Source organism: Xenorhabdus poinarii G6 (assembly GCF_000968175.1).
In the GTDB taxonomy this organism is placed as follows: Bacteria; Pseudomonadota; Gammaproteobacteria; order Enterobacterales; family Enterobacteriaceae; genus Xenorhabdus; species Xenorhabdus poinarii.
The window spans coordinates 2531643-2554860 of sequence record NZ_FO704551.1; the positions used below are offsets into that span (position 1 = coordinate 2531643).

General features: G+C 49.6%; 26 protein-coding genes and 2 pseudogenes. 9 read left to right on the forward strand and 19 right to left on the reverse strand.

Going from position 1 to position 23218, the window contains the following annotated elements:
* Positions 1-597: 597 nt before the first annotated feature.
* From XPG1_RS11720 to XPG1_RS11765, 10 genes and pseudogenes are all read right to left on the reverse strand, one after another.
* Positions 598-3362 (reverse strand): annotated as a pseudogene (locus tag XPG1_RS11720) (conjugative transfer ATPase).
* Complete coding sequence (locus XPG1_RS11725; protein WP_045959234.1) at positions 3362-3763, reverse strand: TIGR03751 family conjugal transfer lipoprotein; 402 nt, start codon at positions 3761-3763, stop codon at positions 3362-3364. Before XPG1_RS11725 ends, XPG1_RS11720 begins: the two are co-directional and overlap by 1 nt.
* Positions 3751-3981, reverse strand: coding sequence for a hypothetical protein (locus XPG1_RS18985; protein WP_231853005.1), 231 nt, complete (start codon positions 3979-3981; stop codon positions 3751-3753). Before XPG1_RS18985 ends, XPG1_RS11725 begins: the two co-directional genes overlap by 13 nt.
* Before the next feature lie 124 nt (positions 3982-4105).
* Positions 4106-5536 carry a TIGR03752 family integrating conjugative element protein gene (locus XPG1_RS11735; RefSeq protein ID WP_045959235.1) on the reverse strand — a complete coding sequence of 477 codons (1431 nt, stop codon included), beginning with the start codon at positions 5534-5536 and terminating at the stop codon, positions 4106-4108.
* Positions 5526-6362, reverse strand: coding sequence for a TIGR03749 family integrating conjugative element protein (locus XPG1_RS11740; RefSeq protein ID WP_045959236.1), 837 nt, complete (start codon positions 6360-6362; stop codon positions 5526-5528). Before XPG1_RS11740 ends, XPG1_RS11735 begins: the two co-directional genes overlap by 11 nt.
* Positions 6359-7015: a PFL_4703 family integrating conjugative element protein gene (locus tag XPG1_RS11745; protein ID WP_045959237.1), complete on the reverse strand. Its 657-nt coding sequence runs from the start codon at positions 7013-7015 to the stop codon at positions 6359-6361. Before XPG1_RS11745 ends, XPG1_RS11740 begins: the two co-directional genes overlap by 4 nt.
* The gene (locus XPG1_RS11750; protein ID WP_045959238.1) at positions 7012-7386 is read right to left on the reverse strand and encodes a TIGR03750 family conjugal transfer protein; all 375 of its coding nucleotides are present in this window, start codon (positions 7384-7386) and stop codon (positions 7012-7014) included. Before XPG1_RS11750 ends, XPG1_RS11745 begins: the two co-directional genes overlap by 4 nt.
* A 10-nt stretch (positions 7387-7396) precedes the next feature.
* The gene (locus tag XPG1_RS11755) at positions 7397-7774 is read right to left on the reverse strand and encodes a TIGR03745 family integrating conjugative element membrane protein (RefSeq protein WP_045959239.1); all 378 of its coding nucleotides are present in this window, start codon (positions 7772-7774) and stop codon (positions 7397-7399) included.
* Positions 7775-7809: 35 nt separating this feature from the next.
* A complete protein-coding gene (locus tag XPG1_RS11760) occupies positions 7810-8046 on the reverse strand; it encodes a TIGR03758 family integrating conjugative element protein (RefSeq protein WP_045959240.1) in 237 nt (78 codons plus the stop codon).
* Positions 8043-8372 carry an integrative conjugative element protein, RAQPRD family gene (locus tag XPG1_RS11765; protein ID WP_045959241.1) on the reverse strand — a complete coding sequence of 110 codons (330 nt, stop codon included), beginning with the start codon at positions 8370-8372 and terminating at the stop codon, positions 8043-8045. The genes XPG1_RS11760 and XPG1_RS11765 overlap by 4 nt, the downstream gene beginning before the upstream one ends.
* Positions 8373-8520: 148 nt before the next feature.
* Between XPG1_RS11765 and XPG1_RS18990 the strand changes: the two genes are divergently transcribed.
* Together XPG1_RS18990 and XPG1_RS18995 are read left to right on the forward strand one after the other, a co-directional pair.
* Positions 8521-8937 (forward strand): DUF5710 domain-containing protein, encoded by a 417-nt coding sequence (locus XPG1_RS18990; protein WP_231853006.1) that lies wholly within the window; start codon positions 8521-8523, stop codon positions 8935-8937.
* Between the two features lie 20 nt (positions 8938-8957).
* Positions 8958-9200 (forward strand): hypothetical protein, encoded by a 243-nt coding sequence (locus XPG1_RS18995; RefSeq protein WP_231853007.1) that lies wholly within the window; start codon positions 8958-8960, stop codon positions 9198-9200.
* 89 nt (positions 9201-9289) lie between these two features.
* Here XPG1_RS18995 and XPG1_RS11775 read toward each other — a convergent pair whose 3' ends face one another.
* The 6 genes from XPG1_RS11775 to XPG1_RS11800 all read right to left on the reverse strand — a co-directional run bounded on the left by XPG1_RS11775 (position 9290) and on the right by XPG1_RS11800 (position 14260).
* The gene (locus XPG1_RS11775; RefSeq protein WP_045959242.1) at positions 9290-10048 is read right to left on the reverse strand and encodes a TIGR03747 family integrating conjugative element membrane protein; all 759 of its coding nucleotides are present in this window, start codon (positions 10046-10048) and stop codon (positions 9290-9292) included.
* 9 nt (positions 10049-10057) lie between these two features.
* On the reverse strand, positions 10058-12121 hold the full coding sequence (gene traD / locus XPG1_RS11780; RefSeq protein WP_045959243.1) for a type IV conjugative transfer system coupling protein TraD: 2064 nt from the start codon (positions 12119-12121) through the stop codon (positions 10058-10060).
* Positions 12118-12657 carry an integrating conjugative element protein gene (locus XPG1_RS11785; protein ID WP_045959244.1) on the reverse strand — a complete coding sequence of 180 codons (540 nt, stop codon included), beginning with the start codon at positions 12655-12657 and terminating at the stop codon, positions 12118-12120. Before XPG1_RS11785 ends, traD begins: the two co-directional genes overlap by 4 nt.
* Positions 12636-13334: a TIGR03759 family integrating conjugative element protein gene (locus XPG1_RS11790; RefSeq protein WP_045959245.1), complete on the reverse strand. Its 699-nt coding sequence runs from the start codon at positions 13332-13334 to the stop codon at positions 12636-12638. The genes XPG1_RS11785 and XPG1_RS11790 overlap by 22 nt, the downstream gene beginning before the upstream one ends.
* Positions 13334-13867: a PFGI-1 class ICE element type IV pilus protein PilL2 gene (pilL2, locus tag XPG1_RS11795; protein WP_045959246.1), complete on the reverse strand. Its 534-nt coding sequence runs from the start codon at positions 13865-13867 to the stop codon at positions 13334-13336. Before pilL2 ends, XPG1_RS11790 begins: the two co-directional genes overlap by 1 nt.
* 108 nt (positions 13868-13975) lie before the next feature.
* Complete coding sequence (locus XPG1_RS11800) at positions 13976-14260, reverse strand: helix-turn-helix domain-containing protein (protein ID WP_045959247.1); 285 nt, start codon at positions 14258-14260, stop codon at positions 13976-13978.
* A 526-nt stretch (positions 14261-14786) separates the two neighbouring features.
* Between XPG1_RS11800 and XPG1_RS11805 the strand changes: the two genes are divergently transcribed.
* The gene (locus tag XPG1_RS11805; protein ID WP_045959248.1) at positions 14787-15893 is read left to right on the forward strand and encodes an AAA family ATPase; all 1107 of its coding nucleotides are present in this window, start codon (positions 14787-14789) and stop codon (positions 15891-15893) included.
* The gene (locus XPG1_RS11810) at positions 15886-16566 is read left to right on the forward strand and encodes a DUF4276 family protein (protein WP_045959249.1); all 681 of its coding nucleotides are present in this window, start codon (positions 15886-15888) and stop codon (positions 16564-16566) included. The genes XPG1_RS11805 and XPG1_RS11810 overlap by 8 nt, the downstream gene beginning before the upstream one ends.
* Before the next feature lie 99 nt (positions 16567-16665).
* Here XPG1_RS11810 and XPG1_RS11815 read toward each other — a convergent pair whose 3' ends face one another.
* Complete coding sequence (locus tag XPG1_RS11815; RefSeq protein WP_436286811.1) at positions 16666-16950, reverse strand: single stranded DNA-binding domain-containing protein; 285 nt, start codon at positions 16948-16950, stop codon at positions 16666-16668.
* Between the two features lie 44 nt (positions 16951-16994).
* On the opposite strand from XPG1_RS11815, the gene tnpA reads away from it, so the two are divergent.
* From tnpA to tnpC, 3 genes are all read left to right on the forward strand, one after another.
* Positions 16995-17324, forward strand: a complete 330-nt coding sequence (gene tnpA / locus XPG1_RS11820; protein WP_231853008.1) for an IS66 family insertion sequence element accessory protein TnpA — start codon at positions 16995-16997, stop codon at positions 17322-17324.
* Positions 17321-17674 (forward strand): IS66 family insertion sequence element accessory protein TnpB, encoded by a 354-nt coding sequence (tnpB, locus tag XPG1_RS11825; protein ID WP_012986901.1) that lies wholly within the window; start codon positions 17321-17323, stop codon positions 17672-17674. Before tnpA ends, tnpB begins: the two co-directional genes overlap by 4 nt.
* A gap of 70 nt (positions 17675-17744) precedes the next feature.
* A complete protein-coding gene (tnpC, locus tag XPG1_RS11830; RefSeq protein ID WP_045957449.1) occupies positions 17745-19250 on the forward strand; it encodes an IS66 family transposase in 1506 nt (501 codons plus the stop codon).
* An 11-nt stretch (positions 19251-19261) separates the two neighbouring features.
* Here tnpC and XPG1_RS11835 read toward each other — a convergent pair.
* Positions 19262-19869 (reverse strand): annotated as a pseudogene (locus tag XPG1_RS11835) (IS5 family transposase); the annotation flags it as partial.
* A gap of 446 nt (positions 19870-20315) precedes the next feature.
* Positions 20316-21638, reverse strand: coding sequence for an IS4 family transposase (locus tag XPG1_RS11840; RefSeq protein WP_045959251.1), 1323 nt, complete (start codon positions 21636-21638; stop codon positions 20316-20318).
* A 142-nt stretch (positions 21639-21780) separates the two neighbouring features.
* Here XPG1_RS11840 and XPG1_RS11845 point away from each other — a divergent pair, with 142 nt between their 5' ends.
* Both XPG1_RS11845 and XPG1_RS11850 read left to right on the forward strand, forming a co-directional pair.
* Positions 21781-22113: a DUF6386 family protein gene (locus XPG1_RS11845; protein ID WP_366300576.1), complete on the forward strand. Its 333-nt coding sequence runs from the start codon at positions 21781-21783 to the stop codon at positions 22111-22113.
* 330 nt (positions 22114-22443) lie between these two features.
* Entirely contained in the window at positions 22444-22902 is a 459-nt protein-coding gene (locus XPG1_RS11850) for a hypothetical protein (protein WP_157879485.1), read from the forward strand.
* The last annotated feature ends 316 nt before the right edge of the window (positions 22903-23218 follow it).

Sequence of the window (23218 nt, forward strand, 5' to 3'; positions counted from 1 at the left end):
AATTTTATCTTTGTTTCATAAAAAACTAAAATGAATACATGACTTATATGTATCCATGATAGGAATATAACATGAAATAAAATAAAAAATAGATTTCATTCTCAGTAAACCCCAAAAATAAACAGAGGAAAAATATCGTTATAATATGGCATTAAAAACTTTCTTGACTATAAGCAAAAAAGATAACATTTTGAGTATAAAATCACATTATACTTATTATAACCATATGTGATTTTTTAAATCCTCAGTGCTAATATACATTTATCACATAATTACTCTGAACATGAAAGCCACTCTATATAAAACCACAAAAGAGTCAGTCAGATTAAAATAAACTACGCCTATTCTTCCATTTTGATTAATGTCCAAATCAAAGCAAATCATCGAATGGGCCAAGATTGATGATTTTTATGAACCATTACGCAAAGGAATTTCTGTTTATGGTGCGCTGTATTTTACAAAAAGTGCTGCTCTTGGATAAGGATAAAATTAATGGATAATTCTCAGAATGATATGTTCATCATTTTTTGGCTATAATAAATGGCATATCCCATACACCACTTAATATCCTGATAAATAATAAAAAATAGAGTTACTTTATCTCCCTGTATCAACCTTTAACCACCGCGCCACATCCATTTTTCTGGCCACCAATACCGCCGCCGCCAGTTCACTGCACTGATGTTCCCGCATCAATGCCCGCCGTTCGGCTTTTTCTTCTTTTTCTGTCATGCCCAGCGCCAGATATAGGCTTGGCGGAACAACCCGGAACAAGGCTTCGATTTTCTTTGCCAGCACCACGCCTTCGGTATAACAACGGGGTAATTTACTGGCAGAGAGCAGCACCGCTTTCTGCTCTTCAGTCAGCTTTTTAAACCGGGCGATTTGCTCCACTTCATCCGGCGGCATGGTCAGGCACAGCCACCATTCCGCCATATTCAGCATCTTTTCAGCGGTATCGGGGTAGTCCGCCAGGTTTTGGGTGGCTAGCCACAGCCAGGCACCCAGTTTACGCCACATTTTCACTACCTTGGTCATATAGGGTGATAACAGCGGGTTGGTGGTAGTGATATGCCCTTCATCAATGACCAGTTGCAGTTCGCGGTCCTGATATTGATCCCGTTCGGCGAGGTTATTGACTTTGTTAATCAGCGAGACCATCGCCAGTGCCATTTGCGCCGAGTAGTTCTCCCGTGCCAGTGTGCCCAAATCAATCAGGGTGACATCCACTTCCGGCCACGGCGTACCGGGGCGGTTAAACAGTTCACCCTCAAAGCCTTGTGTAAACATTGACATGGCGCTGGCCATTTCATCCGCCCGTGCCCGCCGGTGGGCGGTGATTAACGGCTGGCCATGCTCATCCTGCTGGTGATTACGGGCAATGGCATAAAGCGCATTTTGTAAGTCTGACGCCACCATCTGACGCGCCTCGTCGAAGCTGATCTGGGCTGCCATCATAATGGCTTCACGAATAAGACCACGATCAGAGCGGGTCAGGCGCTCTTCCTCTCTTTTTTCACCACCGGTGATCATCAGTCTGGCGGCAATTTCCATCTCGCCCAGAATATCGCGCTGTTCATCCCCCTCCTCTTCTTGTTGTTCATCGGTATCGGGGATATCGGCTTCGTTAATGCGCAATTGCTCAGGACTCAGTTGCAGCAGTTGATGGGCATCGGCAAACAGTGCCAGACTGACGCCACAACCCGGTCTGATACCGATTTTATTGACCGTCAGCCCCAGACTTTCATAGTAATCGGCCAGTAAACCAAAACTGTTGCCGGCTTCAACAATAAACAGACGTGGACGGTGGATGGCCATCAGCTGGATAAGCGAAGCACACAGGGTGGCGGATTTTCCCGCCCCGGTCGGACCAAACAGCAATAAATGGGCATTCTGAGTACGATCCTGTTTGTTCATCGGATCAAAGGTCAGTGGGGAGCCGCCCCGGTTAAAGAAACTGAACCCCGGATGCCCGGTGCCGGTCGAACGGCCTGTCACCGGCAATAACCCGGCCAGATGCTGTACCCAGGTCAGGCGGCTGTACCCATGTTTTTTGTCTTTCTGCGGGTTAAAGCACATCGGCAGTGCCCGTAAGTAGGCATTCAGCGGTAACACACTGAATTCCGGCCGGACGGGCTGTAATCCGGCTGTCAGCAGGGTGGAGGATAACTGATGCACCCGGTGGTTGATATCATCCAGATCCTTGCCCCGCACCAGAAAAGTCAGCGCACTGCGGTACAGTTTATGCCGTCGCCCCAGCAACTCTTTGACTTCCTGCACATCCTGCCGGACGCGCAGCGATTCGGTATTTTCTCCCACCGCATTTTTTGAAAGCTGGGTAAAGTCCTCTTCCAGCCTGTCCTGTGCCTGTGCCACAATGGTCAGGGAAACTACCGTCCCTGCCGGCATCATATCCATCAGGGCATTGATATTGTCGCCCCGTTTCACTTCGCCTGTCAGTGTTCCCGGTTCTGGTGGACGGCGCAGGCGCTCAACCGGCACCGCTTTATGGGGCAGTCCGTCAAAACCACCAGACACCGGTCTCAGGATCAGACACCGGCGGGTTAAACCATAAACTTTCGGCGAAAATCATTATTAACCGGGAGATCAGGCGGCCTGGGAGGTTCGTAACCCACAGTACGGTAAAAATCGGCTTTTGCCATCCCCCAGTCCGGCGCCGGATTAAAATGACGCAACAGCCAGTTATGGATCTGCTCCCCGTTTTGCCTATGGGCCACGACACCGGCCGCTGCCAGTGATGAGACCAGCCGTTCGCAGACCTGATTGAGGGCGGCAACAGCCGGTAAGGTTTGGTTGTCATGGCGGGATTTTCGCGTGACCGGAAGCCATCGGTAAACCACCATACGGGTCTGGCGCTGCTGGCCCCGCCACGGCTGCCCGGTGATTAAGCTGTCCTGAAATATCCCGTCAGGCCGGGCAATGCTGGTCAGGTGGTGTTCCGATTCAGACAAAAAGGCGTCAGTAAAGGCTGTGCCCTGTGCCCAGGGTTTCACATAGCCCCGCAAGGTGTTGAGATAGTCAGCAGGATCATCTTCATCCTGACAAAAAAACTGCACCACCCACGGCGAAATATCGTCTTCTTCCAGACTGTCCTGGATCGCATCTTCCAGCTGATCCCGGATTTCAAGCAACCGCGCAACCGGGCGCCCTTCCGTGGCGATGGGGTCAATCCGGTAGACCGCCCCGACGGAAATCCCGTCATCCAGCAGCAGGCATTGTTCTTTTTCCAGATATTCCACCCAGGGCAGGTAATCGATGATGGAAGGGTTTGCATGGTAAATAGTAGTTTCATCCGCCTCACGCAATTTACCGGGACGGTTCAGTGCCTTGGGTTTTTCCATTACAGTGCCTCCGTGCGTTCACCCGGCAGGGCATATTGTACTTGGCTGTAAAACGGGAACACCGTGCTGTAGCCCGGTATCGGCGTATTGCCGGCGACCAGATGCGGAAAAACATACATCACCATATCGGGGTTGGGTAAGCGGGGAAATTGCTGGCTGATTTCCTGTGCCGCTGAACGGCTGTAATGATAAGGTGCTTCCAGTGCCCTGCGCCGTTCGGCGGGGGTTAACGTCCGGCGCAATGTTTCCCTTGCCGATACAGTAGCATGACCGACCTTGTTCCCCTGCCACATCGCCAGCACCGTCTGCTCCCCGGCAGGGAGTAAGGTCTCTTTCGAGGTCGCACAGCCGGCCAGCAGTCCGATTAAGCTTAACACTAAACAGGGGCTTAGTTTCCGCATGGTTCGGTCTCCGTCGTGCCGATGGCGGTAAAGGTGGCAAATTCAGGGTGTACCGCCAGTTCCGATAAAGTAAAGGGCAGCCGTTCCCACTGTTCAGGCTCTGCGCTTTCTTTTGTTTCAACCACGGCCTGCCACTGCGTCTGCGTCCAGGGAAAGACGGTAAAATCACCGTCCCAACATGGCTGACATTCTCTGCCGCTGAAAGATACAACCGGCACGCTTTTTTGCGCACTGTACGCCAGTAAAGCTGTACCTGTGCGGGTTCAGCCCGTGACGTCACCGACACTTGCAGGCAATACGGGGAACCCGCACTGAATATCCACTGAGAAGAGGTATTTTCCATTAATCTAATGCTTCCTGATTGTCACGTTGGGTGGTCTCACGCACGCCGTAGCGCACCTTACGTCCTTTCGTTTCATAATCAATCGCCAGGCGTTGTGTGATATGCACCACAACACGGGCACCGGGCGGGACGTAAACCGCATCAAACGTCTGGCTGTAGCGCTGTCTGAGCCATTCACTCAGGTCATTCATGCCGCCGGCCATCGCTTTGCCTAATGCCGCCTGTCCGGCATTGCCCGTTAGCGCGGTGGTGATACCGCCGGTGCCACTGGTCTGGGCGGTACGCTGACTTTCACTCAGGGCATCGCCGGCCGAATGCATGGCCGAGAGCGCAAACAGGGTCGGCAGATAGGTGGCGGCGTTGGATTTGCGCTCACCGCTGATACAGGGAATGCCGTTTTCATCGGACAGCCAGCCGATGCCGTTCGCGCTGGTATTGTTGTTTTGCCCGCTGCCCGGCAGGGTACGCACCGTGCCATCCTGAAAAACAAAGGTAATGGAATTAACCTGACCGCGCACGCAGGAAAGCGTCCAGTCGCCGCTGGCCGAACCGGATACCACCGCCCCTTCCACCGCCGGCAGTTCAATACCATTGGCGGTCAGGTTGTCTTTGCCGATAAGGATTTTGAACGGATAGGGGTCAGTCACCGTGCCATTCACGGGAACCCGGCCTAATAACGCGGTCATCGCCTGACTGCCCACTAACGTGGCATTTTCAGGCAGGGTATAGACCGGCTGTTCATTTTCTTCCTTTGACGGGTTTTGAAGCGAAGGGCTTTGGGGCTTACTTTGCCCGGCGGCGAGCTGTTCACTTAAAAATGAGGTCGGGAACTGCGCCGTGGCTTTTCCACTGCCGGGGGTTTGTATGTCTGCGGGCTTTTCATCGGCGGGTGTTATCCAGATAAGTTCATTCTGCCCTGAGCCTGAATTGGCAGAATACGGAATACTTCCCGACCCAAGTGGTATCGGACTGTCCGGCGCAGACAAAGGCGCTGAATTTAAGCGTTCCGTCAGTAAATCAATCTGTGCAAGCAATCCCTGCTGTTCATCCTGTAATTCACGCCGGCGCTGTTCATCGTCCTGCCGGATAGCTGCCACCGCCGCGTCTATCTGACCGGCGACATCCTGACGCTGATGCTTTAACTGGTCATTTTCTTTCAGGATATCGGCATTCTGCTGACCTAAACGCTTTTGCTCTGCCCGCACGTTATTGAGCGTTCCCACCAGCGTTCGCAGGGTATCTTCCGGCGTATCGCCACCGACACCCAGCGCCTGTAACTCCTCCGGTGACAATGTGGCCAGGACATTGTTGGGTGGCGTATCGGGCGCGGTAGTGTCGGTTGAACTGCAACTTTTCATCCCGATAAACCCGCCGAGAACCAACACCGCCGGCACCAGCATTTTCACCAGACTGTTGGATTTAACCTGCATGACGGCCTCCCGGTTTCACCGCTACCGGCTCAGGGATAAAAGCATTATCCGACTGTCCTCGGGTCACAAGATACAGCACGGTGGTATCTTCCGGTGTCCCGGCTTCGCTCAGCCAGCGATGCTGAAACGTCGCCGAGACAAATTGTCCCTGCAAAGCCCGTGGGTCAAGCGTGATATTGCGCTTAGCCGTATTGCGCAGTTTCAGGGCTACCACGGTGTAATTTTGCACGCCCCAGCCGGCCAGCGGGGAAACCGCAATCGGTTCTGAAGGGTAGAGTGTCGTGATAGATTCGGGTAAATGCAGACTGACCGGGTGGATCCACGTAACCGGCTCGACGGTACGCAGCGGGGCATAAAGCTGCTGAGCGGCATAGCGGGTTAATATCACAGGCGCGGGAGCCGAAAGTGCTGATTTTCTCTGATACGGTGACCCCTCTTTTGGGGCAGAATTTTTTTCATCCGGATAAAGAATGCGGACGGGTTCCGTTGACCCCATTTTGGTGGCGGTGATATCCAGTAAGATAATTTCGCCGTTTTCACTGTCCTGCAATTGCAGACGGGTAGACGGAAAAGATTGGCTGGCTTTCAGGTAAACCGCCCCGCCTGCGCTCTGCACCCGCAGTTTATCGCTGAGTGACGGAGACAAACCAACACGGACATTTCTGTCTGCGAAAATAATCCGCTCCTGACCTACCTTGAGGGCAATGGATAGCGGAATGCGTTCCCATTTCATCAGTTCATCAGCCTTTGCACCGAGGCTGAACAGCACGAGGCTGACCAATCCCAGCCAAAAACAGGCAGAAGAGCAAGATGGATATCTTTTCATTGGAACACACCCTTTTTCTCTTCCACAGGTTGCGGCATGGCTTCCAGACGCTGTGGCATCCCGTCGTAACAATCCAGCGCCAGCCCGAAGGGGTTACGCTCCGCATCCCCCTCCCAGCGCACCACTTTCAGGGGATAGCGCACCAATGCCCGTTTCACTGGCTCGGCGTGATAATATTCATCGGCCACCAAATCCAGCCGCACCACCCAGTTATCCCGGTTACGCACCGTCACACTTTTCGTCTCGTAACCCCGGCCGGGAATTTCATACACCACCCGCACCCGGTCGAGCAGTTCACCACTGTCGGCCCGGGTTTTAGCATCTTCCCGTAAAAAATCCTGACAGGCGGGGGTCAGATAAGGCGACAAAGCCGCAATTTTAGCCGGGTAGTCCTGTGCCCCGTTTTTCGGCCAGGCGTTCAGTTGCTGGAAAAGATAAAACGCAAAACTGTAGACACTCGGCGCAGGCACTTCCCACCACGGGCGGGTGCTGCCGCTGCGTAAGTCCGGTGGATTATGGATGGTGAGACTACGCGGTGAGGCCATCCAGCCCGTGAGCGTAATCAGCAAGACCAGTACCAGCACCCCGCAGGCAAGCCGCAGGGTCAGGATATGCTGGTCACGGTTTTTCAGCGCATGACGAAACCGGCTCATCGCAGGCTCCCGTTACGATGAGACAGACTGCTTCGGCGCAACGACCAACCCTGAGCCGCAATAATCAATGCCGGATCACCGATGCCCAGCCGGCGTTTTTTCTCTTCCAGCTTCAGCCAGAGATAATTTTCCGGTTTGCCGCGCTTAAGCTGAGCGAGCCAGCGACCGCCAAAACTAATCAATAACAAGGGCATGAACAGCATACCCGTCGGTATCATGACCCAGCCGGCTAACGGGATAAAAGGAAGGCTCACCATCAACCCGAATGCCAGCCTCAGCAAAGCGGTCAGCCCCATTTCCGGTGTGGTGAATCCCCGGAATACGACCGGTTCGGCATTTAAGCGATCGGGTAAAAACGGGATCGTCTGCATCAGCGGTACCTCAAAAGATAATGCCGGCCGATTTCGCCAGCAACCAAATCACCGCAACCAATAGCACCACGCCGACCACGATAATGGAGCCAAACTGTGTCCAGGTGGCTTTGCCGTCCCGCACTTCCGAAAAGGTTTCAACCGCCGCCGAGGCGACCTTAAAAAACGCCACTGCCGAAAGGATCAGCCCGCCAATCACAATACCATCCTGGGCATAGCCCTTCACCTGTCCCAGTAATCCGCCCCCGCCACCACTTTTTGGCGGTTCGATAGCCGGCAAATCGGCCCAGGCGGATTGACAGAAAAGACCGGACAGCAAAAAAACGGTACTTATTCTGGTTATCAGATTCGCACTGATACGACGGCAAACGGTAAAAATTGGCTTCATGTTCAATTCATTCCTTTTTCATTATGTTCGTTGCATCAGCTGGCAAACATCCAGACCGCGACCACCAGTAAGATGGCGGTTCGCATAGCAAACTGGCTTATCGTCTGATTACGTACTTTTTCATTCGCCCAGCCGTTCCAGACATCCACTGCGGCCCAGGCCGCCCAAAGAAACAGGGTGGCTAAGAAAAATCCGACGCAGACCAGATACAAAAAGGTGATATCAAAGTGCCCCGAGGCCACGGTAAAGGCAATGCGTTGTGCCTCCGTCATTGCGGATGTTCCTGACGGTAATGACCGGATACACTGCCTGATCCCTGCTGCTGGGCGCGGGAAGGGGTCAGATAGTGATCGATACCGGCTTTGATGGTGCTGAGATCCGCTTTGATACGGAGGTAATCAAAGTCATAACGAGGAGGTGTTGGGATGTCAGCCTGCTTTTCAGCGAGGCTTGCGCGCTCCAGTGCTATCTGTACCTGCTCAATCAAACGCTTTGCACTCGCCAGTTCGTCTTTCTCGGCAGCCTGCGCAAGCGGTACACACACCAGGATCAGACTCAGCAGACAGGCAGAACGGGACAGGGAAAAGCAACCGTGCATAAACATTCACCTCGTCATGGAATTCAGGTAATCGAGGATGCGGGGTTTTTCAGGGCAGATCAGCAATAAACCCTTTATGCTTTGATGAAAATTAGCTAAATAGTCTGGCTAACTTATTCAGCCAAAACTTAATAATGAAGGAAAACACATGCTGCGGATTGATTTAAGCGTCCCTGATGAGGAATACGAGCAGGCACGGAAGCTGGGTGCGCACTGGGATGCCGTCGAACAAATCTGGTATATCGACAACAGCATTGACCCGACGCCGTTTATGAATTGGTTGCCGTTCTACAATGTGCATGCTGAATACTGGTATCTCACCCAGACTCAAACAGCCTGCCCGCACTGTCATGAATCCACCACGGTGACCGCGTTTATGCTGCCAGCCGGGCATAAGATGCTGGAAAATGATGATGACGATGAAGATGATATCAGTACTGAAATGAGCTACACAGAACAGGACAGCCCGGCATTTTTATTTTATATCGCCGATATTCCCACTCTCGTGCGTAACGTGCTGCCCGGCTTTCACCATACCCTGCGCAAAGCCGTCAGCACTGGATAAACCACTGCGAACACTGTGGCGTGCAGCAAGATGATACCGAACTGTTTGCAGAAATCGGCGGCGCGTTTTTTCCTGCGTCCAGAGAGCAAGCGGCGACTATTCAGTTACACCGTATCGATCAGCCGTTTGTCGGGTATTGTGAAGATATTTCGCATCATCACTACTATTTTGACCCGAAGCAGGATAACCGTATCTGTAAAGCGTGTGACTGGTTTGAATGGATGACGCAGGTGGTGAATGCACCGTCAAAATACCAGCATTAGCCTGAAAGACTGACGCGCCGCGGGGCGGCTTGTCTGCTGACGCTGGAGTACAAAACAAAAAATGTTTTGCACTCCAGCATCCAGCGCACTTACAAATATTTCTTAAACATGGATGTTGTTATCACAATCGCCATGCCCAGCACTATCGCCGCAGGCAACAATATCACCGTAGGATACACCACATCCGGCCACGATAAATACAGTACACAGGGAACAGTGCAGGCCGGTTTTATCCCCCGTTTTGCATGATGGTAAACAAAACTGGATTCATACCCTGCACCATAACGCCGTAAATCCCGCCGTCCCAGCCCGTCAACCAGTGCAACTATCACCACCATCACAAACAAGGGGACGGATAACAGCAGAATGGCTATCCGGGTCAACATCCCCATCGTGATAAACACCGTGGCCAGCCAATACTCCCGCAAATGCCCCGATATGCCATGTAATACCGTATTGAATTCACGCATAAAATCATTGCGGCTATTGAACTGGTATTGCGACTGTCCCTGAACCCAGCCCATAAAACCACTGTCCACAAACAGCCATTGATAGGCTTGCGCCAACCCTGCCGAAACGGTTTGTGAGGGTTCTGACAGCAACAGGCTTCGGGTAAATTCTGAGGAGAGATAGTTAAGCTCTGCCTTCATCATATTCTGACTATGAGTGGCACCCTGTTCCGGCCAGAAAAAAGCCATACCAAGATATTCCAGTAACAGGCTGAATAGCCAGGACATCGCCATAAACCCAATGAGTTGCCACGGCCATTCCCATAACACACGATACAACAAACCATGCTTGCGGGGCGGTTGGGAAGATGGGCGGGAATGGTTTTCTGACTGTGCCATGTGCGGTAACTACCCCTTCTCTTCCCACCAAGATTCACTGGTGCGGTAGTACCTGCGCATCTGTTCGGCAATTTTCTGCAAATTGGCCGGCATCAGGACATCATCGTCATCCCCCGTAGGCAAAGGCATGCGGATTTTCCACAACTGTCCACCCTCCAGTAACGCGAACGCCTGCCCTTTCGGCAGGTTAATCATTTCGGCCGGGGTGATCAGCGGCGTTTTGACGGTGCCTACCCTGTCCTGTGTGGAAGAGGTGAAATCCTGTCCCTGTTCCACATCGGCAATATCCGAATGCCCGGAGACCAGGGTCTTGCTGTAGATTTCCACTTCCGGCAGCTGGCTGGTGAGCAGTTCAGCCGTCCGGTTATCCCGCACCCGCAGCATCATCAGGGTATTGAAGTTGCCCACCACCTGCGCGGTTTTGGCCGGGCTGCCAATACGGGCTTCGATATCGGAGGAGGTCTGGGTATACGCCGTCACCTGCATCCCTGCCCCGCCGCCTTTATTGATCAGCGGGATAAACTCATCGCCCATCAATTCGTTGAATTCATCACAATGCAGATTAATCGCCAGCTTACCATCATGACGAACCGGCAAGCCGGCATTCATGCCATATTTATAAATCTGTCCGGCGACACTCACCAAATCCGCAAACATACTGTTGCCCACCGCCGAGGCCACATCGCTGTCAGACAGCGCATCCAGCCCGATATAAACAATCCCGTTTTTGCGGATCACCTGCTCCCAGTCAAAGATGGGCCGTAGATCCGCCATATTGAGGTAATCCGGCGATAACAGTTCGGCAATTTTGCCTGTCGTCAGTTTTTCCAGCAGCGGCAATAAGGACGCGACAATTTTATCAAAATAGGTACGGTCATAACGCACGGCAGAACGCAGACCATCCAGAATCGGGTCATAGAGTTGCTTGCCTGCGTCAGAACTCAGCGTCATTTCCATCGCCCAGAGCCGGAGGGCATCGGGTTGCCCCTGCATATTGCGCGGAATGTCTTTTTCTTTCAGTTTGCTGAGGGAATGACTGATTTGCGCCAGCAGATCCGGCTGTCTTTCTTCCATCATTCGGGTGGCATAGCGTTGATACAGTTCGCTGATATTATTGACGTAGCGGGTGATAAGCTGGTAATCCGGCCGGTGCCCCAGAGCCACCAAAGCACGGGCAACAATATTGACAAACCGCCAGGCAAATTCACGGAACGCGGCGCTGTTGCCTTCCCCGCTGAGCTGCCCCGCCAGACGGGAAGCCACTTCGGATACCCGACCAAACCGTCCGACGGCGTTATAACGGGCTGAAATCCCCGGCCAGCCCAGATGAAAGAGGGACAGTTCATTGCCGCGACCCGCGCGGTGTGCTTCAGCCCAGATCCGTCTTAACAGGTCAGCATCCCCTTTGGGATCAAACACAATCACCACTTCACCGCGCCGGATATCCTGTGTGATAAGCAGTTCAGCCAGCCGGGTTTTCCCCACACGGGTAGTCCCCATCACCAGCGTATGCCCGACCCGCTCGCGCAGATCCATAAACATGTCCGCCTCCTGCGGTTCAATCCCGTGGATAGCCGGATTGCCACCCACAGGCGGCAGCGGGCGTACCGGATTAAATGGCGAGTCTTTGCGTAATAGCGCAGATAATGTCGGCCAACGGTATTCAGTTCGGCGCTCCAGTGCGCGGGCAAACTGATATATCCGGGACGATTGTACGAATCGCTCGACTTCCGGTCGCCGCGTATCCTGCAAACGCTGGGTATGCTTCTGCTGCCAGCGAAATCCCCGGCCCAGAAACAATTGTCGGTGACTGACGGGAATGTGCTTTGTGCTCATCTGGTAACGCGGCAGGCGGCGCAGATTCCGGCGATAGCGGATAACCTGCATGCCCTGCCACAGGCGCAGTATCGCCAGAACGGCAAACCCGCCACCCATGACATAACTGACGGAGGGTGCCAATGCAATGGCCCAGGGTGCCCGGAAACAAACAAATGCCGCAACGGCGGAGACCAGCGCCGTATTCAGCTCGACGGCAGGACGCAGCAGGGCTTCAACCACATAACGGCGGCTCATGGTGACAACTGTTGGGAAAGTTGAGTTTCCGTGATCAACACCGGATAATGTTGCAGTTGCAATCGACGAGCCAGCTCGGTGCCGGAAGCAGGCGATAACAATAAATCCGGTGCCAATGCCCGCAGTGACTGCAAACCCGCCATTTCCCTGACATTGACGACCAGACCCACAGCTTGCAGTTTCGTCAAGGTGGCCGCATTCTGGCTTAACCACCGGCGTGAACCGGGATCATCCCCAATCAGAAACAGTGCCCCAATTCCCGGCAATTGCAGTGGTCTGCTTGACACTTTTCCCGGCATCAGCTCCGGTGTTTTGACAGGCAACATCGCCGCTTCACCTGCCATTTCGGGTGAGGAATTTTGCACCGATGACACAGGCTCATCGCGTTGCTCAGCATTAATGCTTTCATAAAAAGGCGAGGCATCTTTGCCGCCTAAATCTGCAATGATGTTCAATTCAGCATGGCAGGCACTTATCCATAACAGGCTGATAACGGGAAATACACTCAGCCGTTTCATAATGATGTGATCTGCCATCCCTGCTCTCCCTGCCGCAATAAAACCGGCATGATGCCCTGCCCAAACCGGAACCAGTACCCCGCATCATGATTCAATGTGATGTGTCGGTTGCGTACCCGTTCAACGGGGATACGGTGTTTTTTGGCCCATTGCCGTAGTGTGTCATCATTGCCCTTGCTGTCGACCAGATAAATGTCAATCGGTTGCATCAATGCCAGAACTTCTGCTAAACGGGCGTCACACGGCGGGCAATCGTTGATTTTGACAAACAACGCCAGACGCCCCTTTGCCTCACCGGATTTTTCCATATTGACCGGCAACACACTCGGAAATAATCGCTGCCAGGCCGCATCCACTTCACGCTGGAAGCGCAATTCTTTTTCAGTGCGGGCAAATTCCGCTTTGACCCACTGCTCAGCATAACGGCGGCGTTCCGCCTCGCTTTCAGCTTCAATACCCAACGTCGTCAGCGGGTCAAGCCCCGGTGACTGAATGCCCCTGGGGCCCTTAAGTAATTGCTGGTAACGCTGATATTCATCCGCACGCAATCCCCATTGTTCAGCCTGGATTTTCAGGGACTGTTTGTCGCTTTCCACCGATTGCACCGGCTGCGACGTTAACGGTGACGGTGTGGCTGCCCATACTGAACCACTTAGCAGTACGCACGCCACCAGACCGATTCGGTTTAATCTCATCAACGACCTCCCGGCTGAGGGTGTGGGAGCTGATAGCCCGGCCGCAAGTGATGGCAAACCACACGTTGCACCTTATCCACTTCCAGTTGCCAGGCCGGACCTGCCATAATCTGCAAAGCTGTACGCAACCGGACAAGGCCTAACTGGGCGTGTACCGACGGCAATGACTGGCGGTATAAAATATCATTGTTTTTTTCAGGCGCACATAACGTGTAACCCGACTGACGTAACACATAACGCAGGGCATCAAAAACCGTGGGATGCTGAGAAACTGGAATATGAATATCGATCAGTTGGGCAAGCGGATCACGCTGCGCGGCTGTCGGGTCAATGCTGACCAGCAGATAACGGCCATAACGGACAACCTCCGGCGGTGGTTGATAAATATCAGGTAAGACGGGCTGAATATTACGTGTGATCGGCGTGACTGAAACCGTGTTTTCGGGAGTACGCTGAGATTGCGGTTGTTTTGACGGGGCATGACAACCCGTCAGGATAATGGCCAAGACGCCCATAAATACTGTTATTTTCATTCCTGTTATTCCTGCCCGGCAATAAAATCCCCTTGACTGTGCAGGAAATAACAGGATTTATTCAATCAACAACTGGAACTGCCTTTGGGAAAATAAAAACGTTACCGCTTATTGCTCTGAAGAATCTGCTGAAACTGCTTTGCGCGCCGCACGCTCAATCAACTGACCATTCTGGTCAAAATAACGGCTCGGCCAGATTTCAGCGGGATGCACGTCGAGGTAGTTCGCAATGATCCATTCCCCTTTTGGCCAGGCGCGGGACAGGGTGTTGGCGAGGGTCGAGGAGCTTAATCCGGCTTCGCGGGAAACCGCGGCGAGTGTTGTACCACGTTTGCGTAATGCACAAATAATTTCGGCTGGGTGCCAGTCTTGTTGAGAGTGAGTCATCGTCATACCTGCTTCCCCTTCTTTTGATTATTGGTGGCGATTCAAGACAGGGATTCTCAGGTACCGGAGATCAACCAATCCGGCGAGGCCGAAGCCTCCCCTGCCTGAACCGCCATTGAGAGGGCGAGAGCAGGCACACTGGCAGAAACATCCTACCAGTGGGTTGATCTTACGAGGCCTGAGATTCCTCACTATCGGATTTTGCCGATAGCTTTTTTACTTTAACGAATTACGTTATCTAATTCAATAATCGAACGAGTAAGTTTAATCAGTAAAATTAAGTTATTAGCCGTCGTCAATTCAGCTTCCCTGCATATTTGATACATCGCTTTATTCAACAATACCAAAACTGAAGTTGAAAGTGCTTATCTCTAACGGTAATCATAACCAAAGAAACATTTGATTCAGAGAATAGTGCCCCGGCCATCAGCGGGTTATGTTAACATTAAATATAACTGCCCTGATGCATGATTTATCATCAATAGTTATCCCCTTGTCTGATACCGAAGTAAAGCATTTCAAAGGAGGCGATATGACTACGTCTTTAGACAAGCTCACGATTAAAGGATTTAAATCAATCCATGAGCTTAATGAATTTGAACTTAAAAGCTTAAACGTAATTGTTGGCGCTAACGGCGCAGGTAAAAGCAATTTGATCTCCTTTTTTAAAATGCTGCGGGCATTAATAGACGGCACATTAAATCGCTATGTACGCGATAGTGGTGGTGCAAGCGATTTACTTTTTAATGGCAATAAGGTCACGCAAAAAATGGAGTTTGATACCCGCTTCGGTGACAGAGGATTCCGCTTTAAACTAGTCCCCACGCCAGCAGACAGTTGTGCTATTGAAGATGAAGCCCGTTATTACAAAAAAAGCGCTTCCCAGTGGTGGTTATTGGGGGACAGCGACGATGGCCGATCCAGAATGGTTGCTGAAATCGAGAACAATTCCGCTGATGCGCCATATTCCAAACCTGTATATGATGCCATAGCTTCCTGGCAGATTTATCATTTTCACGATACCAGTGCTACAGCCGGAATGCGGAAATATGAAATCATCCAGGATAACAAAACATTACGTACAGATGCGTCTAACATTGGAGCGTTCTTATTAAAACTTAAAAATGATGCTCCAAATGAATACAAATCAATTGTAAATGCAATCAGATTAGTCACCCCTTTCTTTGATAACTTCATTCTGGAACCTCGCCAAAGCGGTTCAAAAGAAGAAGTTAACATTAGCTGGACGCAAAAAGGCTCAGATTATCCGATGCAGCCTTATCATCTATCAGATGGTTCAATACGCTTTATTTGTCTGGCAACCGCATTATTACAACCAAATCCGCCATCGACCATTATTATTGATGAACCTGAGCTGGGTCTGCACCCTGCGGCTATTGTGATCCTTTCAGAGTTAATCCAACAAGCGGCTCAGCGTACCCAAGTTATTATCGCCACTCAATCCCCTATTTTAATCGATCAATTCTCCGCCGCAGATATTGTCATCGTAAATCGTAAAAAGGGGGCTTCAAGCTTTGAACGTTTAAATGAGGAAGATTTTTCTCAATGGCTCGAAAACTATTCACTGGGTGAATTATGGGCTAAGAACGTCATCGCCGGAGGGCCAACTTATGAGTAATTACATCGAAGTCATGGCCATAGTTGAAGGTAAAACAGAACAAATTTTTATTGAAAAAATGCTTCAACCTTATCTGGCTGAGAAAATGATTTTCATCTCTGCAACTCAGGTGTCTAAGCCTGGACAAAAAGGCGGAGATGTGCGTTTTTCAAGAGTCAAGAAAGACATTGAGATGCATCTTAAACAACGTCCAACGACCTATGTGACCACATTTATTGATTATTACGGCACCAATGAATGGCCGGGATTAGAGACGTTAAATAGACATTGGGAACCAAAACAAATAGCCGAGCATCTGCATCTTTCAACACAAAATGAAGTTCGTCAATTCCTGCCAGCACAGAGAGTTGATGAACGTTTTATCCCATACATTGTTATGCATGAATTTGAAGCTTTACTCTTTAGTGACAAAGAGATACTTGCCAATGAATTGAATATTGATGAACAAGAAGTGGAGCAAGTACTTCAGGAATGCAGGGAACCGGAATCTATTAACAATAGCCCACAAACAGCGCCTTCAAAGAGATTGGGAAAATGGTCAGCGAATGGAGTATTTGCCAAAACCACAACTGGAATCGCTATTGCCGAGAAAATAGGCATCCCTAAGATGAGAGAAAAGTGCCCATTATTTGATGAATGGCTACATAAACTTGAGATATTGATAACAATTTAAATATATAAATGGAATTCAGAATTGGTTGATTTACAAACACCCATATATACAAATAAGCCCTGTTGAGACAGGGCAATGCGTTAATGATGAAAACCCCACTCAAAACGGGATCTCCGAATCCCAGTCGGTTTCATCCTCTTCCGGTAAAACTGAAACCTGTACCGGCTGCGTTTTTTTTCTTTCCTGATTAACAGGTTGAGATGATGGCTGCTTCTGTGCTGGCTTATGCCCTGCCTGTTGAGGTGCCATACTCTTCGAATCCCCACGACTCCCCAGCATCTGCATCGACCCATTCACATTCACCACTACTTCCGTTGAATAGCGATCCTGGCCCTGATTATCCGTAAGCGTACGGGGAACCCCACCTAGCCAGGATAAATCCATTGATTAAACTAGTTTCACCTATTATGATGATGGAAAAAACTCACATGAGCCAATCCAGGTTTACTCAAGCCGAGTGGCGGGACCTGTTTGAACAGCAGAAAAAATCCGAACTGACTGTCCCGCAGTTTTGCCAAAAAATCGGTGTGTCGACAACCCGGTTCTATCACCACCGCCAACGCACCTCCCATCCACCAGACAAGCCGTCTGGGCTGGCTTCACCGTCTGCTTTTATTAAAGTCAGCACCGCTCAGAAAAAATCCGCCTCATCCAGCACACTCCCCATCTTATTTGAGACACCACATGGCACACTGCGTTTTCCTGCCGGCACGGATAAGCATGTTATCATTGCGATTATTCGGGGGCTCGCCGCATGAAAATGTTTGTGGATGTGCCGGAGGTGTATTTGTGCCGCTCATTTATCGACTTCCGAAAATCCATCAACGGGCTGGCGGTCTGGGTGGAGCTGGAAATGCAACTGTCTCCGACGCAAACCGCGTTATTCCTCTTTTGCAACAAGAAGCGGGATAAACTCAAAATCCTCTACTGGGATAAAACCGGGTTTGCGCTCTGGTACAAACGGCTGGAGAACGCGAAATTCAAATGGCCCACCGCCGTCAACAGCGCCTCCCTGACCCTGACAGAGCAGCAACTGCACGGGTTGTTATCGGGTTATGATGTCATCGGGCACCAGCCCTTCTCCGTACAGGATTGCCATGTCGCCTGATCCCTTGATGATCATCAAACCAACGGGCATTAATTACGCTTTTTCGCCGGGGATGGCATAAAATGTCCCCATGAAAATTGATATTGATGCCCTGCCCAATGACCCCGCTGAACTGAAACGGCTGCTGATTAAGCAGTCGCAGCGGCTGGCCTTTTTGGAAGAGCAGTTCCGTTTAGCCCAACAAAAACGGTTTGGGGCTTCCTCGGAAGCGTTCCCCGGCCAGGGGGAGTTGTTTAACGAAGCGGAAGAAATTGCGCTGCCGGCTGAAACGGCCGCCGCACAGGAAACCCTCACACTTCCCCGCCGTAAGCCGACACGCAACCCCCTGCCCAAAGATTTACCGCGCGAAACCGTGTTCCATGATATCGCCGAGGAAGAAAAACAGTGTGCGTGCTGTGGCGGCAGGTTGCATCAGATGGGGGCAGATCGCAGTGAAAAACTGTTGTTCATTCCCGCTCAAATCAGGGTGGTTGAGCATGTCCGCCCCAAATACGCCTGCCGTGAATGTGAAAAATCCGGCATTCAGACGCCTGTCAAACAAGCCTCCCTGCCAGCGATGCCCATCAGGAAAGGTATGGCGACCAGCAGCCTGCTCAGCCAGCTTATCACCAGTAAATATCAGTATGGGTTACCGCTGTACCGTCAGGAAAGTGTGTTCAAACAGTATGGCATTGACCTCAGCCGCCAGACCCAGAGTGACTGGATATTAAAATCCGCGCAGTTGTTTACGCCGTTGGTGGCCAGGTTCAGGGAAATGCTGTTGCAACAACCGGTTCTCCATGCGGATGAAACCCCGGTGAAGGGGGTGACGTCTGAAAAAACGACCCATTACATGTGGGTCTATTGTGTGGGCACTGATACCCCCGAACCGGCGGCGCTCACACCGAATATTGTGCTGTATGACCACCAGGCCAGCCGTTCAGGCACCTGCGCTGCTGACTATCTCGCCGGTTTCCAAGGTTATCTGCAGGTGGATGGCTATCAAGGCTATGAGCAGACCGGTGCCCGGCTGGTCGGTTGCATGGCCCATGCCCGTCGTAAATTTATGGAAGCGAAGCAGGCGCAGGGAAAAAACAAAACGGGCAAAGCCGATATCGCGCTGAGCCTGATCCAGTCACTGTACCGGGTCGAGCATCAGATCAAGGAGTTAAGCCCGGCAGAAAAATACCGGATCCGCCAGGAAAAAGCGCTTCCTATCTGGGATAAGTTATCGGCCTGGCTGGTTAAAACCCAATCCCAGGTGATCCCCAAAAGCAAGCTGGGTGAGGCCGTCACTTATCTGAGCAATCAATGGGCAAAACTGATCCGCTATCGTGAGGATGGCCGCTTGTCAATCGACAATAACCGGGCCGAAAGGGCGATCAAACCGTTTGTCATCGGGCGAAAGGCGTGGCTGTTCAGCCATACCTCGCGCGGTGCACAAGCCAGTGCGATCCTCTACAGCGTCATTGAAACGGCCAAAGCCAATGGATTGATCCCTTTCGATTATGTCATGACTTGCCTGGATGAGTTATGCCAACCCACCCCGGATCTGGAAAAACTACTGCCCTGGAAAAAAGTGATAAGCAAGGTGTAGTTTAGTTGACGCTTACGATAACCGCGCAGTTTTCCGCCCGAATAACCTTTATCGGCCAGCACGGCTTTGCCACGTCGTTTCATGAAACCATTTTTGCGTTGGACGCCAATGCCATCGAGCAACGGAATGGCGGATTGACTTTCATGGGCTTGCCCTGCGGTCAATATTAGGTTGAGGGGAAAACCCTTTCGGTCGGTTGCCAGGTGGATTTTGGTGCCATAACCACCGCGTGAGCGACCCAGCGCATGCTCGTCAGCGATATCGGGCTGTTTTTTTTCGCGCCGGCGGCCTCTTTACTGGCGCGAATATGGCTACCATCCAGGCAAATTTCAGTCCAGTCAATCAACCCTTTTTCATCCAGAACGGACAGTAACCGATTAAATATCTTGTTGATAATGCCCGATTTTGACCAACGATTAAATCGGTTATAGACCGTTTTCCAAGGCCCATAGCGTTCCGGTAAGTCGCGCCACGGTGCTCCAGAGCACAATACCCAGAACATCCCATTCATCACACGACGGTGTTCAACATAGGGACGTCCTGCCCGTTCTGAATGAACCAGGGGCAAACAAGATTCTATCAATATCCATGCGTCATCAGGAATGTCGTAGCGTGCCATCATCTTTTCCTATATTGAAAACCGTTTAGATGATAATACTACCAATTTACATTAAGGGACACGGCCTAGTACTACAGCCGTAACAATAGTAAAACCAATGCATTATCTGATACTCAAAAAACAAAGAAATAACATCAATTCAAGCTGTTCTATGGGATTATTCCCTATCGAGAAGAGTGAATACGGCTGTAGTACTAGTTTGGTCTCCAGGTACGCACAATGTAAGGATTTCATCATTACAAAATGATTATAGAAAAGCGATTTCTGAACGTTATGAAAGAAGATTTGGTAAGGCACCAAATTTATCAAAACTCAATGCTGATCATCCAGTTGATCTTATAGTCGGTGGTTCTGCAACGCAACGACTGAAAATGTTAAATGAATCTATCAATAAGAGTGTTGGTAGTGCTTTAAAAAGCGCGGGCAGAAAAGCTAATACCGCTCGTTTAAGCGCGAGCGGTTCTCTTTTTATGGGGATAACGGTGTGCTTTGTAGAGTATTTGTCTTGGAACTGATTGCCGTTTTCTCTTTTTAGGTAAAATCAGCCGTTTCCCATTGGCTCTGAGTGCCTTAAGTTTCTGGGGAACCGTGCCGGGGCTTCGTCCTGAACACCATAAAAATTCATCCTGTATCAGTCGCAGTGCATTGATAAAGCTTATCCTCAGTGGTTCAACATTGTGTTCTTCTGCCATACGAACCATCTCCAGTCGCACCAGGTTGTACGCGATAAATATTCCCCATAATTCTTGATAAATCCCCGTACGCTTCTGACTTCTCAAGATCGCAGTATTATTGAGCTGTCTTTGTTTGAGTTCGCCATAACCTTCTTCTATTTCCCACCGCGCCCAATACACTTCAAGGATTTCTTTTAGCGGATAGGTCTCCGGGCATTCCATTGACGTAATAAAGCCTTTGATTTCACCGTTCGGTTCTGGGATCAAGATAAGACGGGCCTGCCAGCTCTTGCCAAGGTGGGGGTAAACCGCCTGTGCCTGCGGTGATACAGGCAGTTTGATGAGTTTGTCATACGGGCTATACGTTTCGATAACCTCATAACGCATTTTCTTTTTGATGGGGGTTAACCAATGGGTATTCTTCCCGGCTCCCCGCCAGGCCTGCAATAACTCGGCCGAGAAAAATCCCCGGTCAAACAAGGTCAACGTATTCGCCGGGGCTGAGCCGACTAACTGCTGGGCGTAGGCAATTTCGCTATCGGTAATGGGACCAAAAGCCACATCGGAAATAAGATGCGTGCGGGCGGACATCAGGGTGACGGCCAACACCGAAGGGAATGTTGCCTTGCCCGAGGCATAGCCCAGTAATTGATTATCGGCGGTTTCAGGCCCCTTAAACTGGGTACCATCCACACACAAGACTTTCAGCCCACAGACCGCCTGAGTGGTGTCTTCTTTTTCCCATGCTGTCGCCGTGGTGTGGAAAAGGTGCCTCAGCGGCTCAACCCCAATCCGGTGTCTGGCTTGAGTAATACTGCTTGAGGCCAAAGACGGTAGCTCTCCCCTGGCATCGGGAAAGGCCAGTTCCAATTTGTCACAGACATCATTAATGGAGCGATTCCTCATGAGACCAATGCCCAGCACCAGCCAGACAGCTTGTTCTGCGGGGAAACGGCGTTTTCGCACGGTAGCACATCCGGTTTCCCTGACCGCTTCAGTCACCCATTCGAGAGGAATATTTTTGCTAAAAGCATCAATGGATTCAGGGTAGTTAAATTCCGCAGTAGCTTGGAGTTCACGAGAAAACTCAGACATAAAAAATCGGCCTCAGACAATAAACTGAGGCCGATTATGACTCATCTAAGTTTGCTTAAGCGAGCGGTATTAGGGCAGAAAAGCAGGGTTAAAAGCTGGTGATAAAATTAGTGAAATAATATTTATTTGAGGATGATATATAATGAAAAGTTCTTTTTCTTTCACAACAGATACAGCAACATTAGCTATATTTGATCTGCAAGCAATAAAACATAGAAAAACAGACACTCCTGATTGGTGGTCTATTCCCGATGATGAATTACATGAAATGAATAAAGGTAATATTGCCTTCTTAGAATTAGTGGATGATGGTGTTTATTCTGTTGAATTAGTTGATAATATAGAAAACCCTAATATTGAAGTATGTATAAAATCCCCATCGGGAGAAATATTTATTGGTGCAGGAGAAGATACTACAGGAGGAGATCTTGAACCTGATGATTCAGAATATATATCTAGAAAAAAATATTTGTAACGCCAGGTAGCTATACGATTCTTGTAAAAAAAGAAGATGATAATTTACTAATTTCATTAGTGAAAGGTCAATGTTCTTCTAATAACTTTCAAGAACCAATAAGACTTGACTAAATAAAAAAGCTGGGAAGACTCGTGGGTTCTTCCCGCTTTTAATTCTCAATATATGATGCACTCTAGCACAATCATAAAATTTTAAAAAGAAGGAAAAATTTGTCTAAAAAAGGAATGAGAATGAAACAACAATAAGAGCCAAGAATATTTTTAAAGGAATATATAAAATAGGTAATCAAATAGCTTTAGACATGTAAAATACAATTTTAGGAGTGTAATGATGAAAGGCTTGAATAAGAAGTTTGTAACTGAACCAATGCGTTTTTTATTTTTAGATGACCTTTTATCAGGAAAGGGCCAGTTATCTTCTGATGTTATTTTATTGGAGGATAAAGATAAATCTCTAAAATTATCATTTAGTCAAGACCTTCCAGATGGATACTTAGTATGGCAAGATCTTATAGAAAATAACGTTGGTGAGTTTTCCTTAGAAAATAACTATTCTGAAGCCGAAGATTATTTAGAAGATATTGACGAAGAATATGGTGATTTACAAGAAGAAAAGATATTATCTTATAGAAAATCCAAGATAAAAAAGATAAACACAGAGTATGACGATTTTTATTTTGAAATTTTAGATGATATATACTATCAGTTAAAAATGCTATCTATACAAAGATATATATTAGGAAATAAAAATGAATCATTATTAGAAAAAAATGTTCAATATATATAAAGAAGGCTTTTATCCATGTGGGATGACTAAGGATAAAAAAATAGTCGTTTTTAATCCACAAGTATTAAAAAGCAGTTGATATAAAAGGTATATAAACAAAAAAACCGGAAAATCCTTGTGATCTTCCGGTCTTCTTACCGTGGAAAATATCCAAATCATGTTAGCTCTGCGGTGATCACTGGATTCATATAACAAGTACATTACATACTCTTCATAACAACAATCATAATTTTTGAAAAGGAAGACAATACATGAGAAATCCAATCTAAAACGAAATCACCTTTCCGGCAGGCTGGTTTCTTTTCATTAATGGTGA